14 protein-coding genes and 1 pseudogene are annotated in these 18511 nt (G+C 56.5%); 6 read left to right on the forward strand and 9 right to left on the reverse strand.

Annotated elements, in window-relative coordinates; translation table 11 throughout:
- Window positions 1–127 precede the first annotated feature (127 nt).
- The 4 genes from WLO32_RS14930 to WLO32_RS14945 form a co-directional block, all read right to left on the reverse strand.
- Entirely contained in the window at window positions 128–1027 is a 900-nt protein-coding gene (locus WLO32_RS14930; RefSeq protein ID WP_435945790.1) for a Dyp-type peroxidase, read from the reverse strand.
- A gap of 104 nt (window positions 1028–1131) precedes the next feature.
- The gene (locus WLO32_RS14935) at window positions 1132–1707 is read right to left on the reverse strand and encodes an RpoE-regulated lipoprotein (protein WP_435945791.1); all 576 of its coding nucleotides are present in this window, start codon (window positions 1705–1707) and stop codon (window positions 1132–1134) included.
- A gap of 64 nt (window positions 1708–1771) precedes the next feature.
- Entirely contained in the window at window positions 1772–2218 is a 447-nt protein-coding gene (locus WLO32_RS14940; RefSeq protein WP_435945792.1) for a DUF2919 domain-containing protein, read from the reverse strand.
- Complete coding sequence (locus tag WLO32_RS14945; RefSeq protein ID WP_121266058.1) at window positions 2218–2643, reverse strand: GNAT family acetyltransferase; 426 nt, start codon at window positions 2641–2643, stop codon at window positions 2218–2220. The genes WLO32_RS14940 and WLO32_RS14945 overlap by 1 nt, the downstream gene beginning before the upstream one ends.
- Window positions 2644–2857: 214 nt before the next feature.
- On the opposite strand from WLO32_RS14945, the gene amiA reads away from it, so the two are divergent.
- The gene (gene amiA, locus WLO32_RS14950; protein WP_435945793.1) at window positions 2858–3730 is read left to right on the forward strand and encodes an N-acetylmuramoyl-L-alanine amidase AmiA; all 873 of its coding nucleotides are present in this window, start codon (window positions 2858–2860) and stop codon (window positions 3728–3730) included.
- 4 nt (window positions 3731–3734) lie between these two features.
- Window positions 3735–4640 (forward strand): oxygen-dependent coproporphyrinogen oxidase, encoded by a 906-nt coding sequence (hemF, locus tag WLO32_RS14955; protein ID WP_435945794.1) that lies wholly within the window; start codon window positions 3735–3737, stop codon window positions 4638–4640.
- A 34-nt stretch (window positions 4641–4674) separates the two neighbouring features.
- Here the strand turns inward: hemF and maeB are convergent, their stop codons facing one another.
- Entirely contained in the window at window positions 4675–6954 is a 2280-nt protein-coding gene (maeB, locus tag WLO32_RS14960; protein ID WP_435945795.1) for an NADP-dependent oxaloacetate-decarboxylating malate dehydrogenase, read from the reverse strand.
- A gap of 260 nt (window positions 6955–7214) precedes the next feature.
- On the opposite strand from maeB, the gene tal reads away from it, so the two are divergent.
- Both tal and tkt read left to right on the forward strand, forming a co-directional pair.
- Window positions 7215–8165 carry a transaldolase gene (tal, locus tag WLO32_RS14965; RefSeq protein WP_435945796.1) on the forward strand — a complete coding sequence of 317 codons (951 nt, stop codon included), beginning with the start codon at window positions 7215–7217 and terminating at the stop codon, window positions 8163–8165.
- Window positions 8166–8184: 19 nt separating this feature from the next.
- Window positions 8185–10188: a transketolase gene (gene tkt, locus WLO32_RS14970; protein WP_435945797.1), complete on the forward strand. Its 2004-nt coding sequence runs from the start codon at window positions 8185–8187 to the stop codon at window positions 10186–10188.
- A gap of 93 nt (window positions 10189–10281) precedes the next feature.
- Here the strand turns inward: tkt and WLO32_RS14975 are convergent, their stop codons facing one another.
- The 3 genes from WLO32_RS14975 to WLO32_RS14985 form a co-directional block, all read right to left on the reverse strand.
- Window positions 10282–11325, reverse strand: a complete 1044-nt coding sequence (locus tag WLO32_RS14975) for a DUF1176 domain-containing protein (RefSeq protein WP_435945798.1) — start codon at window positions 11323–11325, stop codon at window positions 10282–10284.
- Between the two features lie 147 nt (window positions 11326–11472).
- Entirely contained in the window at window positions 11473–12048 is a 576-nt protein-coding gene (gene nudK, locus WLO32_RS14980) for a GDP-mannose pyrophosphatase NudK (RefSeq protein WP_435945799.1), read from the reverse strand.
- 191 nt (window positions 12049–12239) lie between these two features.
- Window positions 12240–13919, reverse strand: a complete 1680-nt coding sequence (locus WLO32_RS14985) for a methyl-accepting chemotaxis protein (protein ID WP_435945800.1) — start codon at window positions 13917–13919, stop codon at window positions 12240–12242.
- A gap of 417 nt (window positions 13920–14336) precedes the next feature.
- Between WLO32_RS14985 and acrD the strand changes: the two are divergent.
- Window positions 14337–17455 (forward strand): annotated as a pseudogene (acrD, locus tag WLO32_RS14990) (multidrug efflux RND transporter permease AcrD).
- A 109-nt stretch (window positions 17456–17564) separates the two neighbouring features.
- Here the strand turns inward: acrD and ypfM are convergent.
- A complete protein-coding gene (gene ypfM / locus WLO32_RS14995) occupies window positions 17565–17624 on the reverse strand; it encodes a protein YpfM (RefSeq protein ID WP_087867655.1) in 60 nt (19 codons plus the stop codon).
- 529 nt (window positions 17625–18153) lie between these two features.
- On the opposite strand from ypfM, the gene WLO32_RS15000 reads away from it, so the two are divergent.
- Complete coding sequence (locus WLO32_RS15000; protein ID WP_435945801.1) at window positions 18154–18510, forward strand: ArsC family reductase; 357 nt, start codon at window positions 18154–18156, stop codon at window positions 18508–18510.
- Window position 18511 lies beyond the last annotated feature (1 nt).

Here is an 18511-nt window from a genome sequence, read left to right on the forward strand (position 1 = left end):
TTTATATACCGTTTGGTGATTTGCAATAAGAAAGGGATATAAGAAGCCGAAGGGAATTTTGTCGGGCGACCTCAGGCCGCCTGACGACTTAAAGGTGGACAGGCGCTGCGCCCTCCACCGCCTGCTGCTACAGGCTTAACAGCTTATCCAACGACGGGGCGAAGTAATAACCGCCCGTCACCGGCCTGGTGAAGCGCAGCATGCCGTCGCGCTTGCCGTCGGTTTCACCAAACATGCTTAAAAGCTGCTGCTCGATATTGTGCAGGCGCGCGCAGTAAGCGATAAAATAAAGGCCGTGCGCGCCGCTGGCGGTGCCGTATGGCAGGCTCTGACGCACAATCTTCAGCCCTTTGCCGTTTTCTTTCAGATCGACGCGGGTCAGGTGTGAGGTTGCCGGCCGCTCGTCGCCGTCAATCTCTTCATTGGCATCTTTAGTCCGCCCCATGATCATTTCCTGATCCGTAACGCTCAGGCGATTTAGCTGCTTGAGATTATGCTCCCAGCGCTGCACGAACACGTAGCTGCCGCCTGCGTCCACGCCTTCGCCGATCGCCGCCACTTCACGACGCTGTTCTTCGCCCTGCGGGTTTTCGGTGCCGTCGACGAAGCCGCTCAGGTCGCGATCTTCTATCCAGCGGAAACCGTGCACTTCTTCTTCGATTTTTAGCGCATCGCCAAAAGCCGCGAGCGCCGCCTGCGCGACGGAGAAATTCACGTCGTGGCGCAGGGAAAGGATATGGATCATCACATCGCGCTGGGTTGCCGGAGCAAGCCCCTTGCCCAGCGGCGCAAAGTTTTTCAGCTCTTCGGCGCCCACGCCGCCGCTCAGATCGCGCCACAGGTCATGACCAAACGCCACTACCGCGCCCAGCCGCGCGTCGGGGAATTTCGCCCGCAGCGCATCCAGCGACTGAGTAAAGGTTTTGCAGCCCTGACGGACGGCGTCGAAATCACCCTGAATAGTCGCCTCCAGCCAGACGGCGGCGCGACAATGTTCCGGCAGAATGCCGGTTTGAACCCGAGACATACCTACTCCTGAATAAAACCCGTGCCACGTTGCGTGGCATTTATCGGCGTATCATAACCGATTACCGCCGCGCCTTTTTGAGAAGGCGCAAACCAGCGGCTGATTTATTTACGCCAGATAATTTTGCTAAGCGTCCATTTTTTGAGCGTGTCGTCGGCCGGCATCAGGCCTTCCGGTCCGCGCCATTCGCCGCTGAACAGGTAGCTGACGTGCTGGCTATTCGGCGCCCTGCACTCCACGCTTTGCGCGTCGTCGCCCGTGCCTTTCTCGCACGCGCCGTAGGCTTTACTGTAAAGCTCGCTAAACGGCGTGCCGATTTCAACGCCGCCGTCGGTCTTAACTTCTTTATCCATTACGTCCACGCGGCTCACCGTGCCGTTCTCACCGTTGACGATAACCATCAGGGTCTTATCATCGAGCGCCTCAAAGTAGCGAACCACGGCGCCGTTATCGGTTTTCATGCCGCTGCGCAGACGATAATTGCCGTTAAGCCCTTCGCTTACGGCCTCTTCATTCATTGGCGTACTGCCGTTTAAGCCGCCGACGCCTTTCTCGCTTACCTCAAGCGAGGAGCCGAACCAGTTCAGCGGCGAAAGGCTTGACCAGTGCATCTCAGAAAGCGTGGAACAGCCGCTTAGCATCAGCAGCGCGGCCGGCATCATCAGGCGCAAAGTTTTCATCAAAAATTCCTTTATTTTGGAGCGATACGGGCATTGGAGTACAAACTTCCCTAAAAGTGCCCGGTCATTCGCCCTGGGGCAAAAAGTAGTCGCGCAAACGACGGTTGACGGCCAGCCACCACAGGGCGAACACGTCGCCTGCCAGCAGCGCCAGCGTCACGCCCGTCAGCTCTTCCCCCTGCCGGATAGCTACAATTTGCCACACCAGCACGGCAACCTGCGCGGCGATTAGCACCCAGCGCCAGGCAGACCATAATCCCGGCCACAGGTGGCGTCGCCCGCTGATAACAAACGCCAGCGCGGCCGGCACGCCGGGCAGCAGACCCAGCCAGAAATTATCGCGATCCGGATAGAACAGGCCAAGCAGCGCATCACCCTGCTGGCGGGACGCGCCCGCCAGCACCAGCAAAAACCAGGTGCGCGCCTGGAACAGAAGAATGCACCAGAACAGAAAAGGCGTTTTCAGATTGCCGTGAACGTCGTAATCCGAAGGGGGATATTTTAAAAGCATTAATACTCTTGGTCTTCAATCAGGCGTTTACCGAGCATCAGCACATCCTGCTGCTCGTATTCCAGCCGCTCGTACATGCCGATGACCAGATCGTTTTCCTCACGCACCATGATCTGGATTTTCGGGCAGCCGCGCGCAATAAGTTTCTTTTCAAGACGGCTGAGCAAGGCATTGGCGATGCCGCGTCCGCGAAACTCCGGATGCACGCCCAGATAATATGCAGAGCCGCGGTGACCGTCGTAGCCGCCCATCAGCGAGCCGACAACCTCCCCGCCCACTTCCGCCACCAAAAACAGATCCGCATCGTGCTGCAGCTTACGTTCGATATCCATTTCAGGATCGTTCCATGGGCGCAGCAGATCGCAGCGCTCCCAAAGGGTGATGACCTCTTCGAAATCTTCCTGCCGAAACACGCGTATTTCCATGGTATTAGCCGCTGTTGTGTGAAAACCCTGATTATGGCGGCAAGTCGCCGTTAAGCCAATATCTGCCGCAAAAGCAGGTAAAAAATGGCATACTTATCGCTCATTCACGGATTGAAATGAAAAGTTAAACATTTCGGCCATACGCCTGTCGTTAACGCCCTGCCGATACGATATAAACGCTAATCAAGAATTCATAAGATAAAAAAGTAGTCTCATGAGCAAAATAAAATCGCTAACGCAACTTACTACCCGTCGCCAGTTGCTGCTTACTGGTTTGGCTGCCCTGACCTTAACCGGCGCGGGCAAAGCGCTGGCCCGCCAGGAGAGCAAAACGCTCAAAACCACGACCAACCACAGTAAACCCGCAAAGAAGTCCGGCAGCCGTCGCGTCGTTATGCTGGATCCGGGCCACGGCGGGATTGATACCGGCGCCATCGGACACAACGGTTCGAAAGAAAAACACGTGGTGCTGGCGATCGCCAAAAACGTGCGCAGCATTCTGCGCAGCAAAGGGATCGACGCCAAACTGACGCGCACCAGCGACGAATTTATTCCTTTATACGACCGCGTTGAGATTGCTCATCAGCATGGCGCGGATCTGTTTATGTCTATTCACGCCGACGGTTTTACCAGCCCGACGGCCGCAGGCGCGTCCGTTTTCGCCCTTTCCAACCGCGGCGCAAGCAGCGCCATGGCAAAATATCTTTCCGATAAAGAAAACGCCGCCGACGATGTGGCGGGCAGCCGGGTAAAAAACAAAGATCACTATCTGCAGCAGGTGCTGTTTGACCTGGTGCAGACCGACACCATCAAAAACAGCCTGACGCTGGGTTCGCACATCCTCAAACAAATTAAACCGGTGCACCGGCTGCACAGCCGCAACACCGAGCAGGCCGCCTTCGTGGTGCTAAAATCCCCTTCTATTCCTTCGGTGCTGGTGGAAACGTCGTTTATCACCAACCCCGGCGAGGAAAAACTGCTCGGCACCGCGGCTTTCCGCCAGAAGATTGCCAGCGCGATAGCCGACGGGATCGTCAGCTATTTCAACTGGTTCGATAACCACAAAGCACACGGTAAGAAACGTTAATCCTATGAGCACACCTGATATTCACGCCGTCAAACGCTACCTGCTGCAGCTGCAGGACGCTATTTGCCGCCAGCTTGCCGCCGTCGACGGCGCTGGCTTTGCGGAAGACAGCTGGCAAAGAGAAGGCGGCGGCGGCGGGCGCAGCCGCGTGCTGCGGGGCGGCGCGGTGTTTGAGCAGGCGGGCGTTAACTTTTCACACGTGCACGGCGACGCGATGCCCGCCTCGGCGACCGCGCACCGCCCGGAGCTTGCCGGGCGCAGCTTCGAAGCCATGGGCGTTTCGCTGGTGGTTCATCCGCTCAATCCTTATGTTCCCACCAGCCACGCCAACGTGCGCTTTTTCATTGCTGAAAAGGCGGGCTGCGACCCGGTTTGGTGGTTCGGCGGCGGCTTTGACCTGACGCCGTTCTACGGGTTTGAAGAGGACGCCGTTCACTGGCACAAAACGGCCCGCGATCTGTGCCAGCCGTTCGGCGAAGAGGTCTTCCCGCGCTATAAAAAATGGTGCGACGACTATTTCTTTATCAAACACCGCAACGAGCAGCGCGGCATTGGCGGGCTGTTCTTTGACGATTTGAACACGCCGGACTTCAGCCGCTGCTTTGATTTCATGCAGGCCGTCGGCAACGGCTATCTGGACGCGTATCTGCCCATTGTGGAACGCCGCAAAGATATTGCCTGGGGCGAGCGCGAGCGCGACTTCCAGCTTTACCGCCGCGGGCGCTACGTGGAGTTTAACCTGGTGTGGGATCGCGGAACGCTGTTTGGCTTGCAGACCGGCGGGCGCACGGAGTCGATATTGATGTCGATGCCGCCGCTGGTGCGCTGGGAATATAACTACCAGCCGGAAGAAGGCAGCCCGGAGGCTGCCTTGTATCGTGAGTTCTTACCGGTTCGGGACTGGATTTAGTTTTTCCCCTTTCCTGCCGGGAAAGGGGAGATCATCACAGCGGAGTGGTCTGCGCTTCCACCACCGCCAGCGCCACCATGTTGACGATACGGCGAACGGAAGCAATCGGCGTCAGCACGTGCACAGGCTTCGCAACGCCCATCAGCACCGGCCCAACGGTGACCCCTTCCGAACTGGAAACGCGCAGCAGGTTATAGCTGATGCGCGCGGCTTCCACGTTTGGCATGATCAGGATATTGGCAGAACCTTTCAGCGGGCTGTCCGGCATGCGGTCGCTGCGGATGCTTTCCACCAGCGCGGCGTCGCCGTGCATTTCCCCGTCGATTTCAAGCTCGGGCGCGCGCTGGCGAACCATCTCAAGCGTAGCGCGCATTTTGCAGGCGGCCTTCGAGTTGGAGGAGCCGTAGTTTGAGTGCGACAGCAACGCCACCTTCGGCTCAATACCAAAGCGACGCACCGTTTCCGCAGCCAGCAGGGTGATTTCCGTCAGCTCTTCCGGGGTTGGATCGTCATTGACGTAGGTATCGGCGATAAAGGTGTTGCCGCTAGGCAGCAAAAGCGCGTTCATCGCCCCGGCGGCCTTCACCCCTTCGCGATAGCCAAACAGCTTTTCCACCACCTCGAAGTGCTCATGGTATTCACCGATGGTGCCGCAGATCATCGCATCCGCTTCGCCGCGATGCACCATAATCGCGCCGATAACGGTGGTGTTGCTGATCACCGCACGCTGCGCCTGCTCCTGGGTAATGCCGCGGCGCTTCATGATGTTGTAGTACTCGTTCCAGTACTCTTTGAAGCGCGGATCCGACTCGTTGTTGACGATGTCGAAATCTTTGCCGGCGCGCATTTGCAGACCGAGCTTCTTCAGGCGCATTTCGATAACGGATGGGCGGCCAATCAGAATAGGTTTCGCCAGCCCCAGCGTGATGAGCTCCTGGGTGGCATGCAGCACGCGAGCTTCCTCGCCTTCCGCCAGCACCACGCGTTTTGGCTCTTTGCGCGCCTGGGAGAAGATAGGCTTCATAAACAGGTTGGTTTTATAGACAAACTCGGTGAGCTTCTCTTTATAGGCTTCGAAATCCGCAATAGGACGGGTCGCCACGCCGGTCTCCATCGCCGCCTTCGCGACCGCCGGCGCAATCTGCACGATCAAACGCGGGTCGAAGGGTTTTGGGATCAGGTATTCAGGACCAAAAGAGAGCTCCTCTTCGCCATAGGCGGAGGCCACCACGTCGCTTTGCTCGGCATGGGCCAGCTCGGCGATGGCGTGAACCGCCGCCAGCTTCATCTCTTCGTTGATTGCCGTGGCGCCCACGTCCAGCGCGCCGCGGAAGATGAACGGGAAGCACAGGACGTTATTAACCTGGTTTGGGAAGTCAGAACGGCCGGTGCAGATAATCGCATCCGGGCGCACCTCTTTTGCCAGCGGCGGCAGGATTTCCGGCTCCGGGTTAGCCAGCGCCATAATCAGCGGCGCGCGCGCCATCTTCCTGACCATTTCCGGGGTCAGAACTTTCGGGCCGGAACAGCCAAGGAAAATGTCCGCGCCCTCAATAACGTCGTCCAGGGTGCGCTTGCCGTTATCGTCCACCGCATAGGCGGCTTTGGTTTCCGCCATGTTTTCTTCGCGGCCTTTATAGATAACGCCTTTGGAATCGCAAACCACGATATTGTGTTTTTGCATGCCCAGCGCCACCAGCAGGTTCATACAGGCAATGCTGGCGGCACCCGCGCCGGAGACCACCAGACGGATATCGGAGATGTTTTTCTCAACCACGCGCAGGCCGTTTAATACCGCAGCGGTGCAAATAATGGCGGTGCCGTGCTGATCATCGTGGAACACCGGAATATTCATGCGCTCGCGCAGCGTTTTTTCAATATAGAAGCACTCCGGCGCTTTAATATCTTCCAGGTTGATGCCGCCAAAAGTGGGTTCGAGGGCGGCAATCACGTTAATCAGCTTGTCCGGATCCTGCTCGTCGATTTCGATATCGAACACGTCAATGCCGGCGAATTTCTTGAACAGAACGCCCTTGCCTTCCATTACCGGCTTGCCGGCCAGCGCGCCGATATTGCCAAGCCCCAGCACCGCCGTGCCGTTGGAAATCACGCCGACCAGGTTGCCGCGCGCGGTGTACTTATAGGCCGCCAGCGGATCTTTTTCGATTTCAAGACAAGGCGCCGCAACGCCTGGCGAATAGGCCAGCGCCAAATCACGCTGGGTGGCCAGCGGTTTGGTTGGTGAAACCTGAATTTTTCCGGGAATAGGGAATTCGTGAAAATCGAGGGCACTTTGCTTTAGCTGTTCATCCATTTCTTCGTTCCTTTCTTGCTCATTTCAATAGGTCGCTAAGGTTACGTAGTATCACGCCTGCGGGCTTCGTAAACTTTGAACATGACCATACTATCAACATCCGGCGGCAATTTTGTTAGGGAATTATAGTGGCTATGTTACACGTCATTAACAGCAAGCCCCGGGCCGTCTGCTATGCTTTTTAGTTATACATTTGATGGACTTTCCTCGTGAGTGACATGGAACACTCCATAAAGACATTGTATTTCAAGGAGATATATATGAACCAGCTCGACGGCATTAAACAATTCACCACCGTAGTGGCCGATAGCGGAGACATCGAATCAATCCGCCACTACCAGCCTATGGACGCCACCACCAACCCGTCACTGTTGCTGAAAGCCGCAGGATTAGAACATTATCAGTCGCTTATAGAAGATGCTCTCGCCTACGGCAAAAAGCGCGGCGGCACCCAGGAAGCGCAGGTCGCCGAGGCCTGCGATAAGCTGGCGGTGAATTTTGGTGCAGAAATTCTGAAAAGCATTCCCGGCCGCGTCTCGACGGAAGTGGACGCCCGCCTCTCCTTTGATAAAGAAAAAAGCATTGAGAAAGCGCGCCGTCTGGTTGAGCTCTATGCCGAACAGGGCATTGATAAATCGCGCATTCTGATCAAGCTTGCCTCCACCTGGGAGGGCATTCGCGCCGCAGAAGAGCTGCAAAATGAAGGCATCGACTGCAACCTGACGCTGCTGTTCTCCTTCGCCCAGGCCCGCGCCTGCGCCGAAGCGGGCGTCTTCCTTATTTCACCTTTCGTGGGCCGTATTTACGACTGGTATCAGGCCCGCAAGCCGATGGACCCGTACGTGGTTGAAGAGGATCCCGGCGTTAAATCCGTTCGCAATATCTACGACTACTTCAAGCAGCACAACTACAGCACCGTGGTGATGGGGGCGAGCTTCCGCCGTACCGAGCAGATCCTGGCGCTCGCCGGCTGCGACCGTTTGACCATTGCGCCGAATCTCCTGCAGGAGCTGCAGGAAAGCGAAGAGCCGGTCATTCGTAAACTGGTGCCGAACTCGCAGGGCTTCCGTCGCCCTGAGCCGCTGAGCGAAGCGGAATTCCGCTGGGAACATAATCAGGACGCGATGGCCGTCGACAAGCTGGCCGAAGGTATCCGCCAGTTCGCCGTCGACCAGCGCAAACTGGAAGATTTACTCGCCGCCAAACTTTAACAACACATGGGAGTGAAACATGTCATCTCGTAAAGAGCTTGCCAACGCCATTCGTGCCCTGAGCATGGACGCGGTACAAAAAGCAAATTCGGGCCACCCTGGCGCGCCAATGGGCATGGCGGATATCGCTGAGGTGTTATGGAACGACTTTCTCAAGCACAACCCCAGCAACCCGACCTGGGCCGACCGTGACCGCTTTATTCTGTCTAACGGACACGCGTCGATGCTGCTTTATAGCCTGTTGCACCTGAGCGGCTATGACCTGCCGATGGAAGAGCTGAAAAACTTCCGTCAGCTTCACTCCAAAACGCCAGGCCACCCGGAAAAGGGCTACACGCCGGGCGTGGAAACCACCACCGGGCCGCTTGGCCAGGGCTTAGCTAACGCGGTGGGCCTGGCGATTGCCGAACGCACGCTGGGCGCGCAGTTCAACCGTCCTGACCACGACATCGTCGACCACTTCACCTACGTCTTTATGGGCGACGGCTGTCTGATGGAGGGCATTTCCCACGAGGTTTGCTCGCTGGCGGGCACCCTGGGGCTGGGCAAGCTCATCGGTTTTTACGATCACAACGGCATTTCCATTGACGGCGAAACCGAAGGCTGGTTTACCGATGACACCGCAAAACGCTTTGAAGCCTACCACTGGCACGTGGTGCATGAGATAGACGGCCACGACCCGGAAGCGGTAAAAAAAGCGATTCTCGAAGCGCAAAGCGTGAAGGATAAGCCTTCGCTGATTATCTGCCGCACGGTTATCGGCTTCGGCTCGCCAAACAAAGCGGGCAAAGAAGAAGCCCACGGCGCGGCGCTTGGCGAAGAAGAAGTGGCGCTGGCGCGTAAAAAGCTCGGCTGGAATTATCCGGCCTTCGAGATTCCAAAAGAGATTTATCGCGACTGGGACGCTAAAGAAGAAGGCGAGAAGGCCGAGGCCGCCTGGAAGGATAAATTTGCCGCCTACGCAAAAGCGCATCCGGATCTGGCTGCGGAATTCACCCGCCGCATGAACGGCGAAATGCCGCAAAACTGGCAGGAAACCACGCAGAAACTGATCGAAGATTTGCAGGCCAATCCGGCGAAGATCGCCACGCGTAAGGCTTCGCAAAATACCCTTAACAGCGTCGGGCCGCTGCTGCCCGAGCTGCTCGGCGGCTCGGCGGATCTTGCGCCAAGCAACCTGACAATCTGGTCCGGCTCTAAATCCATCAAGGAAGATGTCGCGGGCAACTACATTCACTACGGCGTGCGTGAGTTCGGCATGACGGCAATCGCCAACGGCATCGCGCATCACGGCGGATTCGTGCCTTATACCGCCACCTTCCTGATGTTCGTGGAGTACGCCCGTAACGCGGCGCGTATGGCGGCGCTGATGAAAGCCCGGCAGATAATGGTCTACACGCACGACTCCATCGGCCTTGGGGAAGACGGGCCAACGCACCAGGCGGTGGAACAGCTTGCCAGCCTGCGCCTGACGCCAAACTTCAGCACCTGGCGCCCTTGCGATCAGGTAGAAGCCGCGGTGGCGTGGAAAGCGGCTATCGAGCGTCACCACGGCCCGACGGCGCTTATCCTCTCGCGTCAAAACCTGGCGCAAATGGAGCGTAGCCCGGAGCAGCTAAAAGCGATAAGCCGCGGCGGCTATATCCTGAAGGACAGCGACGGCACGCCGGATATCATCCTGATCGCCACCGGTTCGGAGATGGAGATTACCGTCCAGGCCGCGGATAAGCTGACGACCGAGGGCCACAAGGTTCGCGTCGTTTCGCTGCCGTCGACCGACGTGTTTGACAAACAGGACGAAGCGTATCGGGAATCCGTGCTGCCTTCGGATATCGCCGCGCGCGTGGCGGTGGAAGCGGGTATCGCAGACTACTGGTATAAATACGTCGGGCTCAAAGGCGCCATCGTCGGCATGACCGGCTACGGCGAGTCGGCTCCGGCCGATAAGCTGTTCCCGTTCTTTGGCTTTACCGTCGAGAACGTGGTGGAAAAAGCGAAGAAGGTGTTGGGTAAAAAAGCCTGACCGTAGCGGCGGACGGCGCCTGCGCCTGTCCGCCCTGCTTTTCACTATTTTTGCAGCTCGGGTAAGCGCAGCGCTGCCCGACATTTCAAAAAGCTACCTGGTGACCCACAAAGTAGGCCATGCCTCGCTGCCGTGCCAGCCGTCGCAGGAGGGCTCTTCGGCATAGCGCACCAGGCGAAAGCGTTGCCCGTCGAAACGCCAGCGGCTCGACACTCCGCAATCCCCCACGCCACGCCCTTTGGCAAGGGTGGTCAACTCTTTATTCGTCTCGTCATAGCCCGCGTTCATCAGCTCTAAATCAGTCTCGCCACCGGCCGGTGTAAACGGCAGCTTCAGGCGAATTTGCCGCGAGGCGAAAGGCTTCTGGCGGGAAACAATCCAGGCAAGATCGACGACGTTGTACGCCCCGGCCTCGCAGCTTATCAGCATCAGGGCCTTATCGTCGCTGAGCGCGAAAATACGCACTTCACGACGCATCGGATCCAGCGAGCACTGGCTGTTGTTCATGCGCCAGCTGCCGTAATCCAGCAAATCGTTAAGTTCATCCTGAGCGAAGGGCGTTGGGGTGGGATTGGTGAGGGTAACTTCTTTAAGCGCGGGCGCGGGCGGCACGCTAAGCGGCGGATCGTCCCCTTTTTTAATCCACGCGGTTTCGCTGCCCACGCGCTTTTGCTGGCTATCGATAAACAGCAGCGCGGCTTTCAGCCCGGCAAGGGAGATATTTCCCTGCCCGTTTAACAGCGTAATAGCGTTGGCGTTGCCGATTTTATCCAGCAGGGCGTTAATGGCGCCGGCGTCGTCGGTCACCAGGTGATGCGGGGTTTCTCGCCACTTTGCTTTATCCAGCGTAAGCGGCTCGCCGTCAACCTGCAGCCGCGGGGCAATGGCCGGCGCCTTGCTTTCGGCGGTGTCCAGATTGCCCAAATCGATGCGCAGATTGACGTCCGTATGCGCCCCGGCGCTGCGGGTAAGCGTCATCACCAGACCCTGGTGAAGGCCGGTATTGCGCGCCGAGCAAAAATTCTGGTTGTTACAGGTGACCTGCCAGTCGGCAAAGGATTTTTGTGCGGGTGCAGCGAATGCGGAGCTCGCCAGAAGCAGGATGAAGAGAAGAAGCGATTTCAGCCGGTAACACATTAGCAGCACATATCCTGAGAAGACGAAGAGAAAAAAACAGACAAATTTTGGCGATATCTTCGGCTTCTCAGTGCCCGCGCTCAATCGGATTTATCGGATAGCTTTGTGCAAAAAACTCACCCTGTAACCAACTGAATTATAATAGTTTTATTGCATGATTTTGCGTAACTGCAGCTGCTGTAGCAAAATCACCGTCTTACCGTCACGAATTTCGCCGCTTTTAATCATTTCCAGCGCCTGCGCGAAGGGGATCTCCAGCACGTCGATGTCTTCGTCGTCAATGCCGCCGCCGGCAAATTCACGCTGGGCGTCGGTATATTCCGCCATATAAAAATGAATAAGCTCCGTGACGCCGCCCGGGGACATGTAAAGCTCAAACAGCTTTTCGACCTCACCGACCAGATACCCCGTCTCCTCCATCGCCTCTTTACGCGCGCAGACTTCCGGCTCGTCGGCGTCCAGCAACCCCGCACAGGCTTCAATCAGCATGCCGTCCGCATTGCCGTTGACCCAGGTCGCCACGCGGAACTGGCGGGTCAGCACGACGGTTTTCTTTTCACGGCTGTACAGCAGCATGGTCGCGCCGTTGCCGCGGTCGTAGACTTCGCGCTTATGGCGCACCTTTTCGGCCCCGTTGCGGGACAAATCGTAGGTGATATTGCGCAGGATGAAGTAGTTATCCGAGAGGATTTTATCTTTGATGACTTCGATTTTGATCGACATGGGGTCTCCGCCGCGTGTTAGAGGAGCCGGTAATCATAGGCCGTTGTTTTCGTTTTGTCGCGTCCGGTTTTATCTGCCCGGATTTTCCCTAAGCCTGATTCCCCCGCGCCCTGGCAGGCGGGGGGAAGCAAACGACGCTGCGCGTTTCATGGCATAGAACCGCAGATTAGGCTATCTGCGGATAGACAGGTTTAAAACGTGGCCCACTCCTCATTTGAATCGGATTGCTCAGAACGCTTTGGCTTAACAGCTTTGCCGCCCGGCTTAGCCGCCTTGAAATTCTGCGCCTGCGTCCGGGCACGTTGATGAATGCGAAACACCGAGACGGCCTGGGTCAAACGACGGGCCTGCTCTTCCAGCGCAGCCGCAGCCGTCGCCGACTCTTCCACCAGCGAGGCGTTTTGCTGCGTCACCTGATCCATTTCGGTAACGGCAATGGCGACCTGATCGATGCCGCGGCTTTGCTCATCCGACGCCGAGGCAATTTCACTCATAATGTCGGTTACCCGGGTGACGGCCTCTACGATCTCAACCATCGTTTTCCCCGCGGTTCCCACCTGGCTCGATCCCGTATCGACCTTGTTTACGGAGTCTTCGATCAGGCCCTTAATCTCCTTCGCCGCCTGCGCGCTGCGCTGGGCCAGGTTACGTACCTCACTTGCCACCACGGCAAAGCCGCGGCCCTGCTCGCCGGCGCGAGCGGCCTCAACCGCAGCATTAAGCGCCAGAATATTGGTCTGGAAAGCGATACCGTCGATAACGTTGATAATGTCAGCGATCTTCTGCGAGCTGTCGGCGATGTCATTCATCGTCGCCACGACGTTATCGACCACCTTACCGCCCCGCTGGGCAATTTCAGAAGCGCTCAGGGCAAGCTGGCTGGCCTGCGAGGCATTTTCCGCGTTCTGCTTCACCGTCGCCGTTAACTCTTCCATGCTGGCCGCGGTCTCTTCCAGAGAGGCCGCCTGCTGCTCGGTGCGGGAAGAGAGATCGCTATTGCCCTGAGAAATTTCGCTGGCGCCGGTAAAAATGGCGTCGGCGCTGTCGCGTACGCCGCTCACGGTTTTGGCAAGCCCCGTTTGCATATTGCGCAGGCTGGCAGCCAGCTGGCCCATTTCGTTGCTGCCTTCGACTTCGATCCGGCAAACAAGATCGCCTTCGGTAATCTGACGAATATTGGTAATCAGTTTGTTGAGGGGCACGATCAGCACCTTCTGGATGCCGGCCCAGGCGAGAATAACCAGCACCGCGACGGTACCCAGGGTAATAATAAGCGTCCAGATACTCATGCTGTAGGCGGCGTTATTTTTAGCGCCGCCTTGCTGGAAAATAAGATCGTTAATTTCAAAATATTTATTTATCTGGGCGGCAAAATCATCCTGGTATTTTTGCGTGGTCTGGTCGAGGAACTCCTGAATCTTTCCCGCTTCAAGCAGCTGGGCTAGTTCGTTAAGCGCGCCGAAATAGAGAGCAAAAGTGCTTTTAATTTGACGATAGTTTTCCTCATTGCCGCCGAAATCCTCCGGCACGGCGCCATAGGTTCCCCAGTGATGCTCGGCGAGTTTAAGGTGCTTTTTTGAGTCGTCCAGCATGGCTTTAATGGCCGCCTCGCCTCCGCCCGTGGCGTAAAGATCGTTATGCAGCAGTAAAAAACGCGAGCCGGCGCGGTTCAAAGAATTACGCGCCTGCAGCAGCTCTATCCAAGTATTGTTCAGGGAAACCTGCTCGTTGCGAATGGTTTGCTGGTGGGAATAATCTTCCTTCGCATTTTTCAAAGCGTTATAAAACAGGCCGCCGGACAGAATTTGTATGAAACTGAACAACCCCAGCAGAATCATCAAACTGGTTACCACTCTTACACGTGTCAACATATTCCCTTCTCCTTAAGCCCGGGCTTTATCCATTTTGTTCATATCTCTACTATAATATCGGCCCGGACCTGAAAAACTGTTGAATATATAAACCACGGCTTCGCGTAATAAGCAGATAAAATTGCCACCTTTTCTCTCAATCACCCTACAGAAGCGCATAAACCCCCGGCGAGGAACGCAGAAAATCCGGCAAGAAAAATGACAGGCGCAGCGGCAGGAAACGGCAAAGGTTTTTCGGGGATGACGGAAACAGGCGGCGGCGTTTAACCCTTTGAAATTCACAATCTGCTGTCAATAGCAGGCTAAGATAATTTACATTATCTCCTCAATTTCTCCACGTTTGGGCTTAAGGTTAAGGCTACAGTGACCACTGCCCCCCATAACAACAATCTGTAGTACTTACGAGGTCCCGACCAGATGGCGAATTTCTTTATCAATCGCCCCATTTTTGCCTGGGTGCTGGCCATTATTTTGTGCCTCACCGGTACGCTTGCAATTTTTTCGCTTCCCGTTGAGCAATATCCCGATCTCGCACCGCCTAACGTGCGTATTACCGCGAACTATCCAGGGGCTTCAGCCCAGACTCTGGAAAACACCGTCACCCAGGTTATCGAACAGAATATGACCGGCCTCGACAACATGATGTATATGTCGTCGCAGAGCAGCAGCACCGGCCAGGCGACCATCATGCTGAGCTTTAAGGCCGGCACCGATCCGGACGAGGCGGTGCAGCAGGTGCAAAACCAGCTGCAGTCCGCGCTGCGCAAATTGCCGCAGGGCCGTGCAAACCCAGGGGGTGACGGTAAGGAAAACCGGGGATACCAACATCCTGATGATCGCCTTCGTTTCCACTGATGGCAGCATGGATAAACAGGATATTGCGGACTACGTCGCCAGTAATATCCAGGATCCCCTGAGCCGTATTAACGGCGTCGGGGATGTGGATGCCTACGGCTCCCAGTACTCCATGCGCATCTGGCTTGACCCAACCAAACTCACCAGCTATCAGCTCACCACCCAGGACGTGGTGGATGCCATCAGCTCGCAGAACGCGCAGGTAGCCGTTGGGCAGCTCGGCGGCACGCCGTCGGTCGATCTTCAGGCTTTAAACGCCACCATCAATTCCCAGTCTTTGCTGCAAACGCCGCAGCAATTTAAGGACATTACCCTGCGCGTGAATCAGGACGGTTCGCTGGTAACCCTGGGCGACGTGGCGGAAGTTGAGCTGGGCGCCGAGAAGTACGACTTCCTGAGCCGCTACAATGGCCAGGCGGCCTCGGGGCTGGGCATCAAGCTCGCGTCAGGCGCGAACGAGATGGAAACCGACAAGCTCGCCCGCGCCAAAATAGAAGAGCTTTCGCAGTTTTTCCCCCACGGCCTGGAAGCGAAAATCGCTTATGAAACCACGCCGTTCGTAAAAGCCTCTATCGAAGACGTGGTAAAAACGCTGCTGGAAGCCATCGCGCTGGTATTCCTCGTCATGTACCTGTTTTTACAGAATTTCCGCGCCACGCTTATCCCCACCATCGCCGTGCCGGTGGTGCTGCTGGGCACCTTCGCGGTGCTCTACGCCTTCGGCTATAGCATCAATACCCTGACGATGTTCGCCATGGTTCTCGCCATCGGCCTGCTGGTGGATGACGCCATCGTGGTGGTGGAGAACGTTGAGCGCATCATGAGCGAGGAGGGACTGTCGCCCAGAGAAGCGACCCGCAGGTCGATGAGCCAGATTCAGGGCGCGCTGGTCGGGATTGCGATGGTGCTTTCCGCGGTGTTCGTGCCGATGGCCTTCTTCGGCGGCACGACCGGCGCCATTTACCGCCAGTTCTCCATTACCATAGTTTCGGCAATGGTGCTGTCGGTTCTGGTAGCGATGATCCTTACGCCTGCGCTGTGCGCCACGCTGCTTAAGCCCTTACATAAAGGCGAGCAGCACGGCCAGAAAGGATTTTTCGGCTGGTTTAACCGCATGTTCAACCGCAATGCCGCGCGGTACGAAAACGGCGTGGGCAGAATTCTGGCCCGCAGCGCGCGCTGGATGCTGATTTACGCCCTGCTGCTAGGCGCAATGGTGTTCTTATTCCTGCGCCTGCCAACCTCGTTTTTGCCGCTGGAGGACCGCGGCGTATTCACGACCTCGGTACAGCTGCCAAGCGGCTCAACCCAGCAGCAGACGTTAAAGGTCGTGGCTAATCTCGAAAACTATTATCTGACCAAAGAGAAAGATAACGTGCTGTCGGTGTTCTCAACCATAGGTTCCGGCCCCGGCGGCAACGGGCAGAACGTGGCGCGTATGTTTGTGCGCCTGAAAGACTGGGACGATCGCGATCCGGACACCGGCAGCTCCTTCGCTATTATCGAACGCGCCACTAAGGCCTTCCATGATATTAAAGAAGCGCGCGTAATCGCCAGCAGCCCGCCGGCCATCAGCGGCCTTGGCAACGCGGCCGGATTCGATATGGAGCTGCAGGATCACGGCGGCGCCGGCCACGATGCGCTGATGAACGCGCGCGACCAGCTGCTCAACCTGGCTGATAACGAACCTCAGCTAACCCGCGTTCGCCATAACGGCCTCGACGACAGCCCGCAGATGCAGATCGATATCGATCAGCGTAAAGCGCAGGCGCTGGGCGTTTCCATCGACGATATCAATAACACGCTGCAAACGGCCTGGGGCTCCAGCTATGTGAACGACTTTATGGATCGCGGCCGCGTGAAAAAGGTCTATGTCCAGGCGGCCGCGAAGTACCGCATGCTGCCCGATGATATTAACCAGTGGTACGTGCGCAACAAAGACGGCGGCATGGTGCCCTTCTCCGCCTTCTCCTCTTCGCGCTGGGAAACGGGATCTCCTCGCCTGGAGCGCTACAACGGGTATTCCGCCGTAGAGATCGTGGGCGAGGCCGCAGCCGGCATCAGCACCGGTACGGCCATGGAAATCATGGAAAACCTGGTGCATAAACTGCCGAACGGGTTTGGCCTGGAATGGACGGGCATGTCCTATCAGGAAAGGCTTTCAGGCGCGCAGGCGCCCGCGTTATATGCGGTATCCCTGCTGGTGGTCTTCCTGTGCCTCGCCGCGCTTTATGAAAGCTGGTCAGTGCCGTTTTCCGTGATGCTCGTGGTGCCGCTTGGCGTCATCGGGGCCCTGCTCGCTACCTGGATGCGGGGGCTTGAGAATGACGTGTACTTCCAGGTTGGGCTACTCACCGTCATCGGGCTGGCGGCGAAGAACGCGATACTGATCGTCGAATTCGCCAACGATATGAACGCGCAGGGGCGGGAGCTGGTCGCGGCGACGCTCGACGCCTGCCGTCAGCGCCTGCGGCCGATTCTGATGACCTCGCTGGCCTTTATCTTCGGCGTGCTGCCGATGGCCCACCAGCAGCGGCGCGGGTTCCGGCAGCCAGCATGCGGTGGGAACCGGGGTGATGGGCGGCATGATTTCAGCCACGGTTCTGGCCATTTTCTTTGTGCCGCTGTTCTTCGTGCTGGTGCGTCGCCGCTTCCCGCTTAAAGAGCCGCACAAGGACTAAGGGCAAAAAAAGAGAACAAAAAAGGCGGCCTTTTCGGTCGCCTTTTTAGTGATGTACCCACAGAGATTTTCAAATAAGGACATCCTGCTCTTGCTATTTTCTGGTCAGATCATTTACGAAGCATATCTTCAATGAAATCTTTCCAGTTCCCCAGTTCATGCTCAATCATAACGGCCTCTCTTATAATTGCTTTAATTATACGCAAATCATTGCGGGGAGTGAAGCAATTCTGGACCGCTGCTTTCATCACATCCACCGTATATTTATTGCCATTGCGTAATAACCTAATCTTAACCCCTTCCGCGCTTATTAATGTGACGGAGCACCTGAATCAAAATGTTTCTTCGAATTTCAGAATTTGCTCGCATTTAGCGGAAAAAGCGCGCCGGTGGCGCTGGTTACGGGGTTTTCTCGCCGCCGGGAAGGCAAAGCAGCGGTATTAACGAGGGAGCCGCAGCTATTTATATATTCAGTTTCGGATAAGGCCGAATACCGTCAACGCGATAAAATTCAACGCCTCCGTGAAATGAAATGGCATAACTGATGAAATTTTATTCGAAATGCGCCACAATGGTTATATTTTGTGATAATCGCAGTAGCAATTAAGTTATATTTTTCCGTGGTATTTTATTATCATTTTCAATCATTCTAATTATCTGATTAAAAAATCAGAGTCTCGACAAAAGGACTGACATCGCGTGATTACCCTGTATGGCATTAAAAACTGCGACACCGTGAAGAAGGCGCGCCGCTGGCTGGAAGCGCAGAACGTCGAATACCGGTTTCATGACTACCGCGCAGACGGCCTGGACGCCAGCTTGCTTAATAGCTTTATCGACGAGCTGGGCTGGGAGGCGCTGCTCAATACCCGCGGCACGACCTGGCGCAAGCTGGACGAGGCGCGTCGCGAATCTATTAAAGACGCGCGCTCGGCCGCCGCATTAATGGTGGAAATGCCGGCGATCGTTAAACGCCCATTGCTCTGCGCGCCCGGGCGGCCTATGCTTCTGGGTTTCAATGAATCGAACTATCAGCAGTTTATCAACGAGGTATAGT

The sequence above is a fragment of the Dryocola mayonis genome (assembly GCF_051307045.1).
GTDB lineage: Bacteria > Pseudomonadota > Gammaproteobacteria > Enterobacterales > Enterobacteriaceae > Dryocola.